The organism is Enterobacter cloacae complex sp. Mu1197, assembly GCF_040059225.1.
GTDB lineage: Bacteria > Pseudomonadota > Gammaproteobacteria > Enterobacterales > Enterobacteriaceae > Enterobacter > Enterobacter quasiroggenkampii.
Genome location: NZ_CP157375.1, coordinates 3,749,536 through 3,765,870, shown reverse-complemented (window position 1 = coordinate 3,765,870; position 16,335 = coordinate 3,749,536). Strand labels below are relative to the sequence as shown.

Here is a 16,335-nt window from a genome sequence, read left to right as displayed (position 1 = left end):
GTATTTGCTGGTAGTTCCTCAACGGACAAATTATAATGGCTCAGATAAAAAAAACTAATAGGTTAAACGTTGTTTCCTATTTGTTAAATTCCGTTAACATCTAAGCCAGATAACCATGTCAAAGCGATTGCCCCCCCTCAACGCATTACGTGTTTTTGATGCAGCAGCACGTCACCTGAGCTTCACCCGCGCAGCCGATGAGCTTTTTGTGACACAGGCCGCAGTAAGTCACCAAATCAAGTCTCTGGAGGATTTTCTGGGCCTTAAGCTGTTTCGTCGACGCAACCGCTCGTTGCTGTTGACCGAAGAGGGGCAGAGCTATTTTCAGGATATTAAAGAGATTTTTTCGCAGCTCACTGAAGCCACGCGTAAGCTACAGGCCCGCAGTGCAAAAGGTGCCCTGACTGTCAGTTTATTGCCCAGTTTTGCCATTCAGTGGCTGGTGCCAAGACTCTCAAGCTTTAACTCAGCTTATCCGGGGATAGACGTTCGAATCCAGGCCGTGGATCGTCAGGAAGACAAGCTGGCCGATGACGTGGATGTCGCGATTTTTTATGGTCGCGGTAACTGGCCGGGCTTGCGTGTTGAGAAATTATACGCAGAATATCTCCTGCCGGTCTGTTCTCCCCTGCTGTTAACGGGCGACAAGGCGCTGAAATCTCCCGCTGACCTGGCGCAGCATACGCTTTTACATGATGCCTCTCGACGCGACTGGCAAACTTATACCCGTCAATTAGGTCTTACTCATATAAACGTGCAGCAGGGACCCATCTTTAGCCACAGTGCGATGGTGTTACAGGCTGCCATTCACGGGCAGGGCGTGGCGTTGGCGAACAACGTTATGGCGCAGTCCGAAATTGAGGCAGGTCGCCTGGTCTGCCCTTTTAATGATGTACTGGTCAGCAAGAATGCGTTTTATCTGGTTTGTCATGACAGTCAGGCAGAACTGGGTAAAATAGCCGCCTTCCGGCAGTGGATACTGGCGAAAGCGGCAAGCGAGCAAGAAAAATTCCGCTTCAGGTATGAACAATAACGTTTGTGTGCCGGGCACGCATTAATTCAGGACTTAAACATGACCAGCCGATTCATGCTGATTTTTGCCGCGGTGAGTGGCTTTATTTTTGTTGCACTGGGCGCCTTCGGCGCACATGTCTTAAGCAAGTCGTTGGGCGCCGTAGAGATGGGCTGGATCCAGACCGGCCTTGAATATCAGGCGTTCCATACGCTGGCGATCTTTGGGCTGGCGGTAGCGATGCAGCGCCGTATCAGCATCTGGTTTTACTGGAGCAGCGTCTTCCTGGCGCTGGGCACGGTGCTTTTTAGCGGCAGCCTCTACTGTCTGGCACTTTCGCATTTACGCCTGTGGGCGTTTGTAACACCTGTCGGCGGCGTCAGCTTCCTGGCGGGTTGGGTATTAATGTTTATCGGAGCTATCCGTCTGAAACGCAAGGGCGTTGTTCATGAATAAGGTTGTTTTATATTGTCGCCCGGGGTTTGAGAAAGAGTGCGCCGCGGAAATTACCGATAAAGCGGCGAAGCGCGAAATCTTCGGCTTTGCTCGCGTAAAAGAAAACGCGGGCTACGTGGTTTTTGAATGCTATCAGCCTGAAGATGCGGATAAGCTGGCACGCGAGCTGCCGTTCAGCTCGCTGATCTTTGCGCGCCAGATGTTTGTCGCGGGTGAGCTGCTGAAGGATCTTCCCCCGGAAGACCGCATCACCCCCATTGTCGGCATGCTGCAGGGCGTGGTGGAGAAGGGCGGCGATCTGCGCGTTGAAGTGGCGGATACCAACGAAAGTAAAGAGCTGATGAAGTTCTGCCGTAAGTTCACCGTTCCGCTGCGTGCGGCGCTGCGTGATGCGGGCGTGCTGACGAACTACGAAACGCCGAAGCGTCCGGTGGTGCATATCTTCTTTATCGCACCGGGCTGCTGCTATACGGGCTATTCGTACACCACCAACAACTCTCCTTTCTTTATGGGCATCCCGCGTCTGCGCTTCCCGGCCGATGCGCCAAGCCGTTCCACGCTCAAGCTGGAAGAGGCGTTCCACGTCTTTATCCCGGCGGATGAGTGGGATGAGCGTCTGGCAAACGGCATGTACGCCGTCGATCTCGGCGCGTGCCCGGGCGGCTGGACCTATCAGCTGGTGAAACGCAATATGTGGGTATCGTCCGTCGATAACGGTCCGATGGCGCAAAGCCTGATGGACACCGGGCAGGTCACCTGGCTGCGTGAAGACGGCTTCCGCTATCGCCCGAACCGTAACAACATCTCATGGATGGTGTGCGACATGGTTGAGAAACCGGCGAAAGTGGCCGCGCTGATGGCCTCCTGGCTGGTAAACGGCTGGTGTCGCGAGACCATTTTCAACCTCAAGCTGCCGATGAAAAAGCGCTATGAGGAAGTGTCGCAGAACCTGGCCTACATTCAGGAGCAGATGGACGAACACGGGATTAACGTGGAGATCCAGGCGCGTCAGCTGTATCACGACCGCGAAGAGGTGACGGTGCATATTCGTCGCTGGTGGGCGGCCGTAGGCGGGCGTCGCGACGAGCGCTAATAAGTGCTTTGTTTTGCCCGGTGGCGCTGCGCTCACCGGGCCTACAAAACCGTGTCGTCGTTTTAACGTTCTAACCTTAACTGCTGTAAATTCCCGTCCAGCTGTAAATCCGTCTGTAGCGTTGCGATTTCCCGGCAGATAAACGCCATCTCTTTATGCGCCTCCAGCTTCTTGCGCCATTTTTCGGGCACCTCGTCCAGACGGGCGTAAATGCCTTCCAGACTCTGAAAATCGGTCAGCAACTGCGCGGCGCTCTTCGGCCCAATCCCGGCCACTCCCGGAACTTTAGAACTGCTGATGCCAGCCAGGCCCCAGTAATCCGGCAGTTGCTCAGGCGATACGCCAAACTCGCTGGCAATAAACGGCGCATCCAGCCAGCGTTTTTGAAAATAGTCGCGAATGCGGATAGTGGGGGAGAGCAGCTGGCAGTAGCCTTTGTCCGTTGAAACGATCGTGGCCTGATGCCCGGCACTCGCCACCTTTACGGCCAGGGTGGCCGCGAGATCGTCGGCTTCATTTCCCTGTGCGCCCCAGCAGGGGACGCCCCGCTGTTCAAATGCGGCGCGCAGCATGGGCAATTCGGCGTGAAGATCGTCCGGCATCGGTGCGCGTCCGGCTTTGTAGTCGGGCAGACGCTGGTGCCGCCAGCCCGTATTGCGGGCTTCGTCATCAAATACCGCGACCGCATGGGTGGGTTCACTGTGGCGGATAAGCTGTTCCAGCGCGTGCAGGCAGGTGTCTTTACAAGGCGTCCCCTGTACCGCATGGATACGGCGAATCAGGTTAAGTGCATCGACGATAAGTAAATGAACGGCCACAGATAATCTCCCTTCTATCTAATGCATGAAGGGTAACACTGTCGGCAGCATGAAACTATGAATGGTGGGGAAAACAGGAAGAAGCCTCGCAAAACGAGGCTTCCTGAGAGGCTTAATCGCAGGTTACGATCTTCATCGCCAGGCCGCCGCGAGAGGTTTCGCGGTATTTGGCATTCATATCTTTACCGGTTTCGTACATGGTCTCGATAACCTTATCGAGACAGACGCGCGGTTCGCTGGTGCGGCGCAGCGCCATACGCGCCGCGTTCACCGCCTTCACGGAGGCAATCGCGTTACGCTCGATACACGGAACCTGTACCTGGCCGGCAACCGGGTCACAGGTCAGCCCCAGGTTGTGTTCCATGCCGATTTCCGCAGCAATGCACACCTGCGCCGGGCTTGCGCCCAAGAGCTCCGCCAGACCCGCTGCCGCCATGGAGCACGCCACGCCGACTTCACCCTGACAGCCCACTTCCGCACCGGAAATGGAGGCGTTCATCTTATACAGAGAACCAATCGCACTGGCCACCAGCAGGTAGCGCGCCAGCGAGTTCGCATTCACTTCACGGATAAACTTGTCGTAGTACGCCAGTACCGCCGGAACGATGCCGCAGGCACCGTTGGTCGGTGCGGTGACCACACGGCCCCCAGCGGCGTTTTCTTCGTTTACCGCCAGGGCAAACATGTTGATCCAGTCCACCACGGCCATCGGGTCCGTTGTCGTTTTGTCGGTGCTCACCAGCATACGGCGTAGCGCTGCCGCACGACGCGGTACGCGAAGCTTGCCCGGCAGAACGCCTTCGGTGGTGATCCCGCGCTCAATACCGCCGCGCATCACGTCCCAGACGTTAGCGAAGTGCTGTTCCAGCTCCTCTTTGCTGTGCAGCGCCAGCTCGTTTTTCATCATCAGACCGGAGAGGGAAAGGCCCGTCTCCTGGCAGTGGCGCTGGAGGTCTGCCGCCGTTTTGTACGGATACGGCACCTCGACAGAGGAAGTACTGGTTTGACCAAAGTGGTCTTCGTCGACGATAAAACCGCCGCCGATAGAGTAATAAGTCTGGCTGTATACCGCTTTGTCGCCGGCCAGCGCGGTGATGCGCATACCGTTTTCGTGCAGCGACAGGTTGTCCGCATGGAAATTCATGCAATGGTCAACCGGGAATTCAACCTCGTGCTCGCCGTTCGCCAGCAGCAGGCGCCCGTGGGTGTTCACGTCCTGGATAAAGCCAGGGATCGCATCAATATCAACGGTGTCCGGCAGGTTTCCCGCCAGGCCCATGATAATGGCGATATCGGTGTGGTGGCCTTTCCCGGTCAGGGAAAGCGAGCCGTATACATCGACAACCACGCGGGTGATGTCGTGCAAGATGCCGCGTGCAATCAAGTCATCCGTGAACTGCTTACCGGCTTTCATCGGTCCGACGGTGTGAGAGCTGGAAGGACCAATACCGATTTTGAAAATATCGAATACGCTAATCATGATGCGTCCATTGCTTTCAGTCAGAGAGGAGGGAGTGCGCCGTCCGGGGACGGCGCGGGTGAGAATCAGAACATGGTGTACAGGGAGTAGAAGATCGCAGAGATAGCGATAAGCCCCATGATAACCACAAAGACGTTGCTGACATGACCGCTGTACTTACGCATAGCCGGGACTTTCTGAATCGCGTACATCGGCATCAGGAACAGAATCATCGCGATGACCGGGCCGCCCAGGGTTTCAATCATGCCCAGGATGCTTGGGTTCAGCGTCGCTACCGCCCAGGTGGTGAGCAGCATGAACAGTGCAGTGATTTTGTTCAGCTTGTTGATTTCAATGCTCTTGCCTTTACCGCGCAGAGATTTAATCACCATACCGTTGAAGCCTTCACGTGCGCCCAGGTAGTGGCCCAGGAAGGATTTGGTGATGGCGATCATCGCGATGATCGGTGCCATCCACGCAATCAGCGGTGCGTTAAAGTGGTTCGCCAGGTAAGACAGAATAGAGATGTTCTGCTCTTTCGCTGCCGCCAGGTCCGCCGGGGAGAGGCTCAGTACGCAGCTGAAGACGAAGAACATAACGGTCAGCACCATCATGACGTGAGCGCGTGCCAGAATGCTGGAGCACTTCTTCTCTGCACCATTGCCGTACTCTTCACGTTTCGCCACGGCGAAAGAGGAGATGATAGGAGAGTGGTTGAAGGAGAAGACCATAACCGGGATCGCCAGCCACAGGGTCATCAGCAGGCCGTTACCGGTCGCAGACGCGCTGCTCAGGGACAGGGTTTCCAGCGCTGCACCGTTCCACTGTGGGATCAGGTAGCAGGCCAGCAGCATCAGTGCGGCCACAAACGGGAACACCAGTACGCTCATCGCTTTCACAATCATCTGCTCACCGAAGCGCACGATGGTCATCATGCCGACAATCAGGATCAGAGACAGGATGGCACGCGGTGGCGGCGTCATGTGCAGCTGGTGCAGCATGAAGCTTTCAACGGTGTTGGTGATCGCCACGCTGTAAACCAGCAGGATAGGGTAAATCGCGAAGAAGTAGAGCAGGGTAATCAGTTTACCTGCGCCCACGCCGAAATGCTCTTCAACCACTTCAGTGATGTCTTCACCCGGGTTTTTACCGGACAGCACGAAGCGGGTCAGACCGCGGTGTGCAAAGAAGGTCATCGGGAAAGCAATGATAGCCATAATGATCAGCGGGATCAGACCGCCGACGCCTGCGTTGATAGGAAGGAACAGTACACCAGCGCCGATTGCCGTGCCGTAAAGGCCAAGCATCCACATGGTATCCGTTTTGCGCCAACCACTTCGGGATTCAATCGAAGCAACGGTGCTGGTTTGAGTGGTTTCCATCTGTATCTCCTGGAGGAAGCGAATTGTCAGGTTTTTAGTCAAATCCGATGAAAAAGTGCCTGACGGTAATATGAAATTCGTTCAGTGACGGTTTTTTAATAATTTTTGCCCGTAACTATTGGCGGGCGGAAAGATACATTCTAGTTATGAATCTATCAGTGATCGTGATCCCAAATGCAATAATCCACTTATGATGTGGGCATCTTTAGACCATTTATCTGTTAAAAAAACATCAAAGAGAATTTACGGGCGCGAAGGCTACCACCAACGACATGTGCGCTGAAAGACCGCCCCGTGATATAGGTGTCTTTCGCTGTAAAGAAATGGGTTTTTAGTATTTTCTGGCAGGTAATTTGGATTAAGGCTGATAATTTACGGTTGCAAAATGCAGGTAATCGTTTGCGTATGTGACAATTTTGTAAAAGATATAAGTGATGCCTATGAATTACATCAGGAATAAAAAAAGCCGGGACGCGCAACAGGGCGACCCGGCTTTGATGAGATATCGCTAAGCGTTAGGTGCAGATTTCGTAGCAAGGAATATAGGCAGAGCCCGGCAGCTTCATGCGGTGCTGGGCGACAAAGCCCTGAAGCATGTCATCCATACGGCGCATCATCTCCGGATCGCCGTGGATCTTGTACGGACCGTACTGCTCAATGGCGCGGATACCGACCTCTTTGACGTTGCCCGCCACAATCCCGGAGAAGGCGCGACGCAGATCGGCGGCCAGGACTTCCACCGGCTGATCCGGGTAAAGTTTCAGGTTCGCCATGTTCTCGTGTGAAGGCTCGAACGGGATCTGCAGATCCGGTGCAATGCGGATTGACCAGTTAAAGCTGTAGGCATCCCCGGTATCGCGACGGTTCTCTTTCACCAGCGGCATCGCTTTTTTCATCTGGCGCGCCACTTCCGCAGCATCGTCGATGATGATGCGATAGTGACGACGCGCGGCTTCACCCAGCGTGTGCACGATAAACTCGTCCAGCACGCGGAAGTAGTCGGCGCTCTCTTTTGGTCCGGTCAGGATCAGCGGCAGAACCTGATCTTTGTTGGCCGGGTTCATCAGAATACCCAGCAGATAGAGCAGCTCTTCCGCTGTCCCCACGCCGCCCGGGAAGATGATGATGCCGTGGGCGATACGGACAAACGCTTCAAGACGTTTCTCGATATCCGGCATGATAATCAGTTCATTAACCAGCGGGTTAGGTGGCTCTGCGGCGATGATGGACGGCTCGGTCATACCGATAAACCGTCCCTCTTTGTAGCGCTGCTGCGCGTGACCCACTGCGGCACCTTTCATTGGCGCTTCCATCGCACCCGGACCACAGCCGGTACAGATATTCAGCTCGCGCAGGCCAAGCTGGGTGCCCACCCGACGTGCATAAAGGTATTCGGTTTCGTTAATGGAGTGACCGCCCCAGCAGACAACCATGTTCGGCGCTTCACCCACGTGCAGGGCACGGGCGTTGCGCAAAATGGAGAACACCAGGTTGGTGATATGGACCGAGCTTTCCAGATCGAGATGCTGGAAACGGCCTGCGTTGTGGATCTGCCCGTTAACAAACAGGATGTCACGCAGCACGGCAAACAGGTTAGCCTGAAGTGATCGAATGATGCGTCCGTCGACAAACGCCTCTTCCGGCGGGTTGATGACTTCAAGCTTCACGCCACGCTCGCGGCGCAGCACGTTGATATCAAAGCTTTCGAAGCGGGACAGCAGTTCTTTACTGTTATCTGTCAGGCTTCCGGAGTTCAGAACGGCAAGTGAACAGTTACGAAACAGTTGATAAAGATCGCTGCTGGCCGTGCGTTTAAGCATGTCCACTTCCAGCTGCGACAACATATCCATTGAGCCAAGCGGGCTAATATGTGTAATCAAGTGAGCTCCTTACGGGACGATTATCGTCTTTCCCTGTTGATTACAATAGCCCTGGCGCGTGACGTTTCACAACCTAAAGCGCGGAAGATACCGCGCATATTGTGAAAATATTTATATTACTGACGCACCAGCCGGCCCGTCGCCGGCACAAAATCGGTATTGGTGCGCCACGGGTTAATGTCCAGACCGCCGCGGCGGGTGTAGCGCGCGTAAACGCTCAATTTTTCTGGCTGGCAGAAGCGCTGAATATCGCTAAAAATGCGCTCCACGCACTGCTCGTGGAATTCATTGTGATGGCGGAACGACACCAGATAGCGCAGCAGCTTCTCCCGGTCAATTTTCGGGCCGCGGTACTGGATCTGCACCGAGCCCCAGTCCGGCTGATGCGTGATCAGACAGTTGGATTTCAGCAGATGGCTGACCAGCGTCTCTTCGACCACCTTGCCGCTCGCCGCGTTTTCGAGATAGTCCGCGCTGAATTCATAATTCTCCACCTCAATGTCCTGATCGTCGATGCAGGTTCCGTTGAAGTGGGCGACCGGCTGGCCTTCCAGCTCGTGCAGGCGATACAGTGAGACGCTCACCTTGCCCTGCGCGCAGGCACTTAAATCACGTTCCAGGGTGTGCTGAACGTCGTCCCAGCTGTTGAATTTGGTCTGGTTAAAACTGTTGAGATAGAGCTTAAAGCTTTTCGACTCGACGAGATTCACGCTGGCGTAGTCCAGCTCAACGTGGCCCACCGCCACCTGCGGCAGGCCGCGCGCGTTGAGCCACGAGAGTTCGTACAGCGTCCAGATATCGCCACCCACGAACGGCAGCGCGTCCGCGTGCAGTCCCAGAGGATCGCGGTTCAGGCTACGCGGCACGCCCTGCAGCAGGCTTGCATCGTAGGTATCGCGGTAATCGGTCGATTTACCCAGCGTTAAGCCGGTTAACGCCTGATGATTTTCGTAAGACATGTTTCATAGCCACTTTACAGGTACACTTATGGCCTGAGTTTATCCTGTCTGACAAGAAGAGAGAAATCGGTGGACATCGAAACTGCAAATGCCCTCACTACCTTTACGACCCGCTACTGCGACGCATGGCATGAAAAGCAGGGCACGTGGCCGCAAAGCGCTGATTTATATGGCGTCCCTTCGCCGTGCATTATCTCTTCGCTTGATGATTACGTGATCTGGCAGCCGAAGCCGAATACCGGCGAGCAGAATGTAAATGCGGTTGAACGGGCAATGGACATTGTGGTACAACCAGCGGTTCATGCGTTTTATGCCACGCAGTTTGCAGGGGATATGCCTGCGCGCTTTGCGGACATGACGCTGACGCTGTTGCAGACCTGGAGCGAAGACGATCTGCAGCGTGTTCAGGAAAACCTGATTGGTCATCTGGTCACGCAAAAGCGCCTTAAGCTTTCTCCGACGCTCTTTATCGCCACGCTGGACAGCGAGCTGGACGTAATCTCCGTCTGTAACCTGTCAGGTGAAGTGATTAAAGAGACTATCGGTACCCGCAATCGCGAGACTCTCGCCCCCTCTCTTGCGGATTTCCTCACCCGACTTGAGCCCCTTCTGTAATCCATGCTGCTACAGCGCGTGTGAGAGATCTCTTACAAGGTTTGTGAGAGATCGCTGGAACATTCAGTATTACCTCATTAAATTCAGATTAATATCACTCTATTTTTCAATGAATTAGTTGTTCGTCCTATTATTTTTAGGGAGTCCCGGCGTCTTACAACGCTGACTGAGTGGGTTGTAAGACGAAGCGGAATAGCGGATTCTATCTCCGTCGACAGGAAGCCGACACGAGAAACGAACATCAGGATGATGGCGTTTCTCACACAGGACTCGTCAGGATGGCGCTGCAGGAAGGCTTCAGGATGAAGCAAAGTGGATAACGCAGGATGCGTAAGGGACACCTCCAGGAAGGAGAACGAGAGCCGGTCAGGATGGTCGGTGGGTCAGGAAGGCCAGGACGTTTCAGGATGAAACAAACACGTCAGGAAGATGTGTGCAGGATGCGAAAGGTAGACGGATGACCAGGCCTTCGGGCTTCAGGAAAAGTTGTCACGGATGAGCAGGGAGCACGAATTGTAGCTGGAATGCTGCGGAACGAACCGGGAGCACTGTTTTTACAGTGCTCCCTTTTTTTATTTCTACCTTTCGCAATGCTATGCTGCGCGCCGTTCACATTTTCAGTTGAGGTTACTATGACGCAACACGATAGCGTTCGTGCTCAGTTGCACGCCATCGAAGCCCTTTTGCGCCAACATCAGCTGTGGCAGGAGACCGCGCCGCAGCCAGAAGCGTTCGCCAGCACCCAGCCCTTCTGCCTGGATACGCTGGCGCCTTTCGAGTGGCTGCAGTGGGTGTTAATTCCGCGCATGCACGCCCTGCTTGAGGGGGGGCACCCCTTGCCGCAGGCGTTTGCTGTCTCTCCCTATTATGAAATGGCGCTCGAAGCGACGCACCCTGCGCGCGACGTCATGCTGGTCGAACTGGAAAAACTGGATGCCCTGTTTGCCGGTGAAGATGCATGACGCTTGAGATCCTCTATCAGGACGAGTGGCTGGTGGCGGTGAATAAACCGTCAGGCTGGCTGGTGCACCGCAGCTGGCTGGATCGCGACGAGAAAGTGGTGGTGATGCAGACCGTTCGCGACCAGATTGGTCAGCATGTATTTACCGCCCATCGCCTCGACCGGCCGACCTCCGGCGTGCTGCTGATGGGTCTTTCCAGCGAAGCTGGCCGTCTGCTGGCGCAGCAGTTCGAACAGCACCAGATCCAGAAGCGCTACCACGCGGTCGTGCGTGGCTGGCTGACCGAGTCTGCCACCCTGGACTACCCGCTGGTGGAGGAACTGGACAAAATCGCCGATAAATTTGCCCGGGATGACAAAGGACCGCAGCCCGCCGTGACGGATTATCGCGGCATGGCGACGACGGAAATGCCGGTGGCTACCAGCAAATTTCCGACCACACGCTACAGCCTGGTTGAGCTTCTGCCCAAAACCGGGCGTAAGCACCAGCTGCGACGCCATCTTGCGCATCTGCGCCACCCGATTATTGGCGACAGCAAACACGGTGATTTGCGCCAGAACCGCAGCGCGGCCGAGCACTTTGGCTGCCATCGTCTGATGTTACACGCAAGCGAGCTCAGCCTGACGCACCCGTTTACCGGCGAGCCGCTGACTATCCGCGCGGGGCTGGACGACGTCTGGATGCAGGCGCTGTCACAGTTTGGCTGGCTCGGACAACTCCCCGAAAATGAAAGGGTTGAGTTTGTATCGGGCAACGTTCAGGATGAAGAGTAAGCGCATTCAATATGGGAAAATAGCATGGCTGAAGTAGGCATTTTTGTCGGCACAATGTACGGCAACTCGCTGCTGGTCGCGGAAGAGGCGGAGGCGATTCTGGCAAGCCAGGGCCATAAAGCCACGGTCTATGAAGATCCGGAACTGGCGGACTGGGAAAAGTATAAAGATAAATACATTCTGGTGGTGACCTCCACCACCGGGCAGGGCGATCTGCCGGACAGCATCGTGCCGCTGTTCCAGGGCATTAAAGACCAGCTTGGCTATCAGCCAGATGTTCACTACGGCATCATCGCCCTCGGCGATAGCTCTTACGCAAACTTCTGCGGAGGCGGCAAGCAGTTCGATGCGCTCCTGCAGGAGCAGAGCGCCCAGCGCGTGGGCGAGATGCTGCTGATTGATGCGGGTGAGCACCCGGAGCCAGAAAGCGAATCAAACCCGTGGGTGGAGAACTGGGCTTCACTTCTCAAATAACACTCTGCCCGGCGGCGCTTCGCTTGCGCGGGCCTACGGGTTTTCCAGGCCGGGTCAGGCGTAGCCGCCACCCGGCATTACCCCCCGCCCCAAACGCCATTTCCGTGAACCACCTTCCACTCCTCTGGGCTTATGCCCTAAACAACCTCCCTCACACCCTTTAATACTGTGTTTTTGCACGGTGAGGTGAAGAGGCACTCCTTCATATACTTTTCCGGTCACGATAAAACGGCTTCAGGCCGTACCAAAACGACAAAATCAATCTCATTCTGCTTACCCTACCGGTGCTGTACAGAATGAACCAGGCGAAAGCTATGTTTCAGGAGTGCAACAATGAGTTCATTAAGCCACGCAGCGAGCAGCGCTGAAAAGCGCACCAATGCCCGCTACTGGATAGTGGTGATGCTGTTTATCGTCACGTCCTTTAACTATGGTGACCGCGCCACGCTGTCGATTGCCGGCTCGGAAATGGCAAAAGATATCGGCCTCGATCCCGTGGGCATGGGTTACGTTTTCTCCGCCTTCTCGTGGGCCTACGTCATCGGGCAAATTCCTGGCGGCTGGCTGCTGGACCGCTTTGGCTCTAAACGGGTCTATTTCTGGTCCATCTTCATCTGGTCTGCCTTTACCCTGCTGCAGGGCTTCGTCGATATCTTCAGCGGCTTCGGCATTATCGTGGCGCTCTTCACGCTGCGCTTCCTGGTGGGGTTAGCGGAAGCGCCTTCCTTCCCGGGCAACAGCCGCATTGTGGCGGCCTGGTTCCCGGCGCAGGAGAGGGGAACGGCGGTGGCGATTTTTAACTCCGCACAGTACTTCGCGACGGTGATCTTTGCGCCCATTATGGGCTGGCTGACTCATGAGGTGGGCTGGTCGCACGTGTTCTTCTTTATGGGCGGACTCGGGATCGTCATCAGCTTTATCTGGCTGAAAGTGATCCACGAACCCAACCAGCACCCTGGCGTAAACAAAAAAGAGCTGGAGTACATTGCAGAAGGCGGTGCGCTGATCAACATGGATCAGAAATCCTCGACGGCGAAGGTCCCGTTCAGCCAGAAATGGGCGCAGATCAGGCAGCTCGTCGGTTCGCGTATGATGATCGGGATCTATCTGGGCCAGTACTGTATCAACGCCTTGACCTACTTTTTCATCACCTGGTTCCCGGTTTACCTGGTGCAGGCACGCGGCATGTCGATTCTGAAAGCGGGGTTTGTCGCCTCGGTTCCGGCTATCTGCGGCTTCGTGGGGGGCGTGCTCGGCGGGGTCATTTCCGACTGGCTGATGCGCCGCACGGGTTCACTGAACATCGCGCGTAAAACGCCTATCGTGCTCGGCATGCTGCTCTCCATGACCATGGTGTTTTGTAACTACGTCAATGCCGAGTGGATGATTATCGGCTTTATGGCGATGGCCTTCTTCGGCAAAGGCATTGGCGCGCTGGGCTGGGCGGTGATGGCGGATACGGCCCCGAAAGAGATCAGCGGCCTGAGCGGCGGTCTGTTCAACATGTTTGGCAATATCTCCGGGATTGTTACGCCCATCGCTATCGGCTACATCGTCGGCACCACCGGATCGTTTAACGGTGCGCTAATCTACGTGGGTGTGCATGCGCTGGTGGCGGTGCTGAGTTACCTGGTGCTGGTGGGGGATATCAAACGCGTCGAACTTAAACCTGTTGCGGAGCGTGGCTGATGACAACGCAATCGAGCCCAACCATCACTGAGATGAAGGTCATCCCGGTGGCCGGGCAGGACAGCATGCTGCTCAATATTGGCGGTGCGCATAACGCCTGGTTTACCCGTAATATCGTCGTGCTGAAAGACAGCGCAGGAAATACCGGCGTGGGCGAGGCGCCAGGCGGAGAGGTGATTTACCAGACGCTGGTCGATGCCATTCCGCAGGTCGTGGGGCAGGAGATTGCCCGCCTGAACAAGGTGGTTCAGCGGGTGCATAAGGGCAATCAGTCGGCTGACTTTGAGACGTTCGGTAAAGGTGCCTGGACGTTTGAACTGCGCGTCAACGCGGTTGCTGCCCTGGAAGCGGCTCTCCTTGATTTACTGGGGAAGGCGCTCAATGTCCCGGTCTGCGAACTGCTGGGGCCCGGCAAACAGCGCGATGCAGTCACCGTGCTGGGCTATCTGTTCTACGTTGGCGATCGCAATAAAACCGACCTCCCCTATCTGGCCCGAACCGCGGGCGACCACGACTGGTATCAGTTGCGCCACCAGGAAGCGCTCTCCAGCGACGCGGTGGTGCGGCTGGCCGAGGCGGCGCAGGATCGCTACGGCTTTAAGGACTTCAAGCTGAAGGGCGGCGTGCTGCCCGGCGAGCAGGAGATTGAGACGGCCCGGGCGCTGAAACGGTGCTTCCCGGATGCACGGATCACCGTCGATCCGAACGGCGCATGGCTGCTGGATGAAGCCATTAGCCTGTGCAAAGGGCTGGGGGATGTCCTGACCTATGCGGAAGACCCCTGCGGCGCGGAGCAGGGCTTCTCGGGCCGCGAAGTGATGGCCGAGTTCCGTCGTGCCACCGGGCTGCCGGTGGCGACCAATATGATCGCCACGAACTGGCGCGAAATGGGGCATGCGGTGATGCTGAACGCCGTCGACATACCGCTGGCGGACCCGCACTTCTGGACGCTCTCCGGCGCAGTGCGCGTGGCCCAGCTGTGCGATGACTGGGGGCTCACCTGGGGCTGTCACTCGAACAATCACTTTGATATTTCGCTGGCGATGTTTACTCACGTTGGCGCCGCAGCGCCGGGTAACCCGACCGCCATCGACACCCACTGGATTTGGCAGGAAGGGGAAGCCCGCCTGACGAAAAATCCGCTGGAAATCACAGAGGGCAAAATTGCCGTACCGGATGCGCCGGGCCTGGGCGTGGAGCTGGACTGGGATCGGATCCAGAAAGCCCATGAGGCGTATAAAAAATTGCCGGGCGGCGCGCGTAACGACGCGGGCCCGATGCAGTACCTTATTCCCGGCTGGACATTTGACCGTAAGCGCCCTGTTTTCGGACGTCACTGATAAAAGGATTGAATGATGAGTACTTTTTCTACCCCTGTCGTCACCGCCATGCAGATCGTTCCGGTTGCGGGCCATGACAGCATGCTGTTGAACCTGAGCGGCGCGCACGCGCCGTTCTTTACCCGCAACATTGTCATTATCAAAGACAATGCTGGCCATACCGGCGTGGGCGAAATTCCGGGCGGGGAGAAGATCCGCAAAACCCTGGAAGAGGCCATTCCGCTAGTGGTGGGCAAAACGCTGGGCGAATACAAAAATGTCCTCAACACCGTGCGCAATACTTTTGCCGATCGCGATGCCGGGGGCCGGGGCCTGCAGACCTTCGATCTGCGCACCACTATCCACGTGGTGACCGGAATTGAAGCCGCGATGCTGGATCTGCTGGGCCAGCATCTGGGCGTTAACGTTGCGTCGCTGCTGGGCGAGGGGCAGCAGCGCAGCGAAGTGGAAATGCTGGGCTATCTGTTCTTTGTCGGCGACCGCAAGCTGACGCCACTGCCGTACCAGAGCCAGCCCGAAGAACAGTGCGACTGGTACCGGCTTCGCCACGACGAGGCAATGACCCCGGATGCGGTGGTGCGCCTGGCGGAAGCCGCTTACGAGAAATATGGCTTCAACGATTTTAAACTGAAGGGCGGCGTGCTGGCCGGGGAAGAAGAGGCGGAAGCCATCACCGCGCTGGCAAAACGCTTCCCGCAGGCGCGCGTGACGCTGGATCCGAACGGCGCCTGGTCGCTTGATGAAGCGATCGCGATCGGCAAGCAGCTGAAAGGCGTGCTGGCGTATGCGGAAGATCCATGCGGCGCTGAACAAGGCTTCTCTGGCCGTGAAGTGATGGCGGAATTCCGTCGTGCTACGGGGCTGCCAACCGCGACCAATATGATTGCTACCGACTGGCGTCAGATGGGGCATACCTTATCCCTCCAGTCAGTCGACATTCCGCTGGCTGACCCGCACTTTTGGACGATGCAGGGCTCGGTGCGTGTGGCGCAGATGTGCCATGAGTTTGGCCTGACCTGGGGTTCGCACTCCAACAACCACTTTGATATCTCTCTGGCGATGTTCACGCACGTCGCCGCCGCCGCGCCGGGCACCATCACCGCTATCGACACCCACTGGATCTGGCAGGAAGGTAATCAGCGTCTGACTAAGCAGCCGTTTGAGATCAAAGGCGGCATGGTGCAGGTGCCTTCCACGCCGGGGTTGGGGGTTGAGCTGGATATGGATCAGGTCATGAAGGCCCATGAGTTGTATCAGAAACACGGTCTGGGCGCGCGCGACGATGCGATGGCGATGCAGTATTTGATCCCGGACTGGACATTCGACAATAAACGTCCGTGCATGGTACGATAAACGCATTGGGACCGCTCCCACGAGCGGTCTTTTACGTGGTGTATGCTTAACGTAACGACTATGCGTAAGG

Annotated in this window: 15 protein-coding genes; 10 read left to right on the top strand and 5 right to left on the bottom strand. The window is 56.3% G+C overall.

Annotation, left to right across the window (positions count from 1 at the left end):
• Window positions 1–115 precede the first annotated feature (115 nt).
• The 3 genes from gcvA to rlmM are packed head-to-tail and all read left to right on the top strand — an operon-like array spanning window position 116 to window position 2,561.
• Window positions 116–1,033 carry a glycine cleavage system transcriptional regulator GcvA gene (gene gcvA / locus ABFV38_RS17630; RefSeq protein WP_008499647.1) on the top strand — a complete coding sequence of 306 codons (918 nt, stop codon included), beginning with the start codon at window positions 116–118 and terminating at the stop codon, window positions 1,031–1,033.
• A gap of 39 nt (window positions 1,034–1,072) precedes the next feature.
• Window positions 1,073–1,468: a DUF423 domain-containing protein gene (locus ABFV38_RS17625; RefSeq protein WP_008499646.1), complete on the top strand. Its 396-nt coding sequence runs from the start codon at window positions 1,073–1,075 to the stop codon at window positions 1,466–1,468.
• The gene (gene rlmM / locus ABFV38_RS17620; protein ID WP_048029185.1) at window positions 1,461–2,561 is read left to right on the top strand and encodes a 23S rRNA (cytidine(2498)-2'-O)-methyltransferase RlmM; all 1,101 of its coding nucleotides are present in this window, start codon (window positions 1,461–1,463) and stop codon (window positions 2,559–2,561) included. The genes ABFV38_RS17625 and rlmM overlap by 8 nt, the downstream gene beginning before the upstream one ends.
• Window positions 2,562–2,623: 62 nt before the next feature.
• Here the strand turns inward: rlmM and xni are convergent, their stop codons facing one another.
• The 5 genes from xni to queF form a co-directional block, all read right to left on the bottom strand.
• The gene (gene xni, locus ABFV38_RS17615; RefSeq protein WP_021241892.1) at window positions 2,624–3,379 is read right to left on the bottom strand and encodes a flap endonuclease Xni; all 756 of its coding nucleotides are present in this window, start codon (window positions 3,377–3,379) and stop codon (window positions 2,624–2,626) included.
• A gap of 112 nt (window positions 3,380–3,491) precedes the next feature.
• Window positions 3,492–4,859 carry an L-serine ammonia-lyase II gene (gene sdaB / locus ABFV38_RS17610; protein WP_008499643.1) on the bottom strand — a complete coding sequence of 456 codons (1,368 nt, stop codon included), beginning with the start codon at window positions 4,857–4,859 and terminating at the stop codon, window positions 3,492–3,494.
• A gap of 65 nt (window positions 4,860–4,924) precedes the next feature.
• A complete protein-coding gene (locus ABFV38_RS17605; protein WP_045404160.1) occupies window positions 4,925–6,220 on the bottom strand; it encodes an HAAAP family serine/threonine permease in 1,296 nt (431 codons plus the stop codon).
• 515 nt (window positions 6,221–6,735) lie between these two features.
• Window positions 6,736–8,100 (bottom strand): nucleotide 5'-monophosphate nucleosidase PpnN, encoded by a 1,365-nt coding sequence (gene ppnN, locus ABFV38_RS17600; protein ID WP_008499641.1) that lies wholly within the window; start codon window positions 8,098–8,100, stop codon window positions 6,736–6,738.
• A gap of 116 nt (window positions 8,101–8,216) precedes the next feature.
• Window positions 8,217–9,059 carry an NADPH-dependent 7-cyano-7-deazaguanine reductase QueF gene (queF, locus tag ABFV38_RS17595; protein ID WP_021241894.1) on the bottom strand — a complete coding sequence of 281 codons (843 nt, stop codon included), beginning with the start codon at window positions 9,057–9,059 and terminating at the stop codon, window positions 8,217–8,219.
• A gap of 69 nt (window positions 9,060–9,128) precedes the next feature.
• On the opposite strand from queF, the gene syd reads away from it, so the two are divergent.
• The 7 genes from syd (at window position 9,129) to gudD (ending at window position 16,265) form a co-directional block, all read left to right on the top strand.
• Entirely contained in the window at window positions 9,129–9,674 is a 546-nt protein-coding gene (gene syd / locus ABFV38_RS17590) for a SecY-interacting protein (RefSeq protein WP_045908467.1), read from the top strand.
• 632 nt (window positions 9,675–10,306) lie between these two features.
• Window positions 10,307–10,636 (top strand): YqcC family protein, encoded by a 330-nt coding sequence (locus tag ABFV38_RS17585; protein ID WP_023309024.1) that lies wholly within the window; start codon window positions 10,307–10,309, stop codon window positions 10,634–10,636.
• The gene (truC, locus tag ABFV38_RS17580; protein WP_045908468.1) at window positions 10,633–11,409 is read left to right on the top strand and encodes a tRNA pseudouridine(65) synthase TruC; all 777 of its coding nucleotides are present in this window, start codon (window positions 10,633–10,635) and stop codon (window positions 11,407–11,409) included. The genes ABFV38_RS17585 and truC overlap by 4 nt, the downstream gene beginning before the upstream one ends.
• 24 nt (window positions 11,410–11,433) lie before the next feature.
• On the top strand, window positions 11,434–11,883 hold the full coding sequence (locus ABFV38_RS17575; protein ID WP_023294459.1) for a flavodoxin: 450 nt from the start codon (window positions 11,434–11,436) through the stop codon (window positions 11,881–11,883).
• A 333-nt stretch (window positions 11,884–12,216) separates the two neighbouring features.
• Window positions 12,217–13,572, top strand: a complete 1,356-nt coding sequence (gudP, locus tag ABFV38_RS17570) for a galactarate/glucarate/glycerate transporter GudP (protein WP_032675441.1) — start codon at window positions 12,217–12,219, stop codon at window positions 13,570–13,572.
• Window positions 13,572–14,912: an enolase C-terminal domain-like protein gene (locus ABFV38_RS17565; RefSeq protein ID WP_348957658.1), complete on the top strand. Its 1,341-nt coding sequence runs from the start codon at window positions 13,572–13,574 to the stop codon at window positions 14,910–14,912. The genes gudP and ABFV38_RS17565 overlap by 1 nt, the downstream gene beginning before the upstream one ends.
• A gap of 12 nt (window positions 14,913–14,924) precedes the next feature.
• The gene (gene gudD, locus ABFV38_RS17560; protein ID WP_348957657.1) at window positions 14,925–16,265 is read left to right on the top strand and encodes a glucarate dehydratase; all 1,341 of its coding nucleotides are present in this window, start codon (window positions 14,925–14,927) and stop codon (window positions 16,263–16,265) included.
• Window positions 16,266–16,335 lie beyond the last annotated feature (70 nt).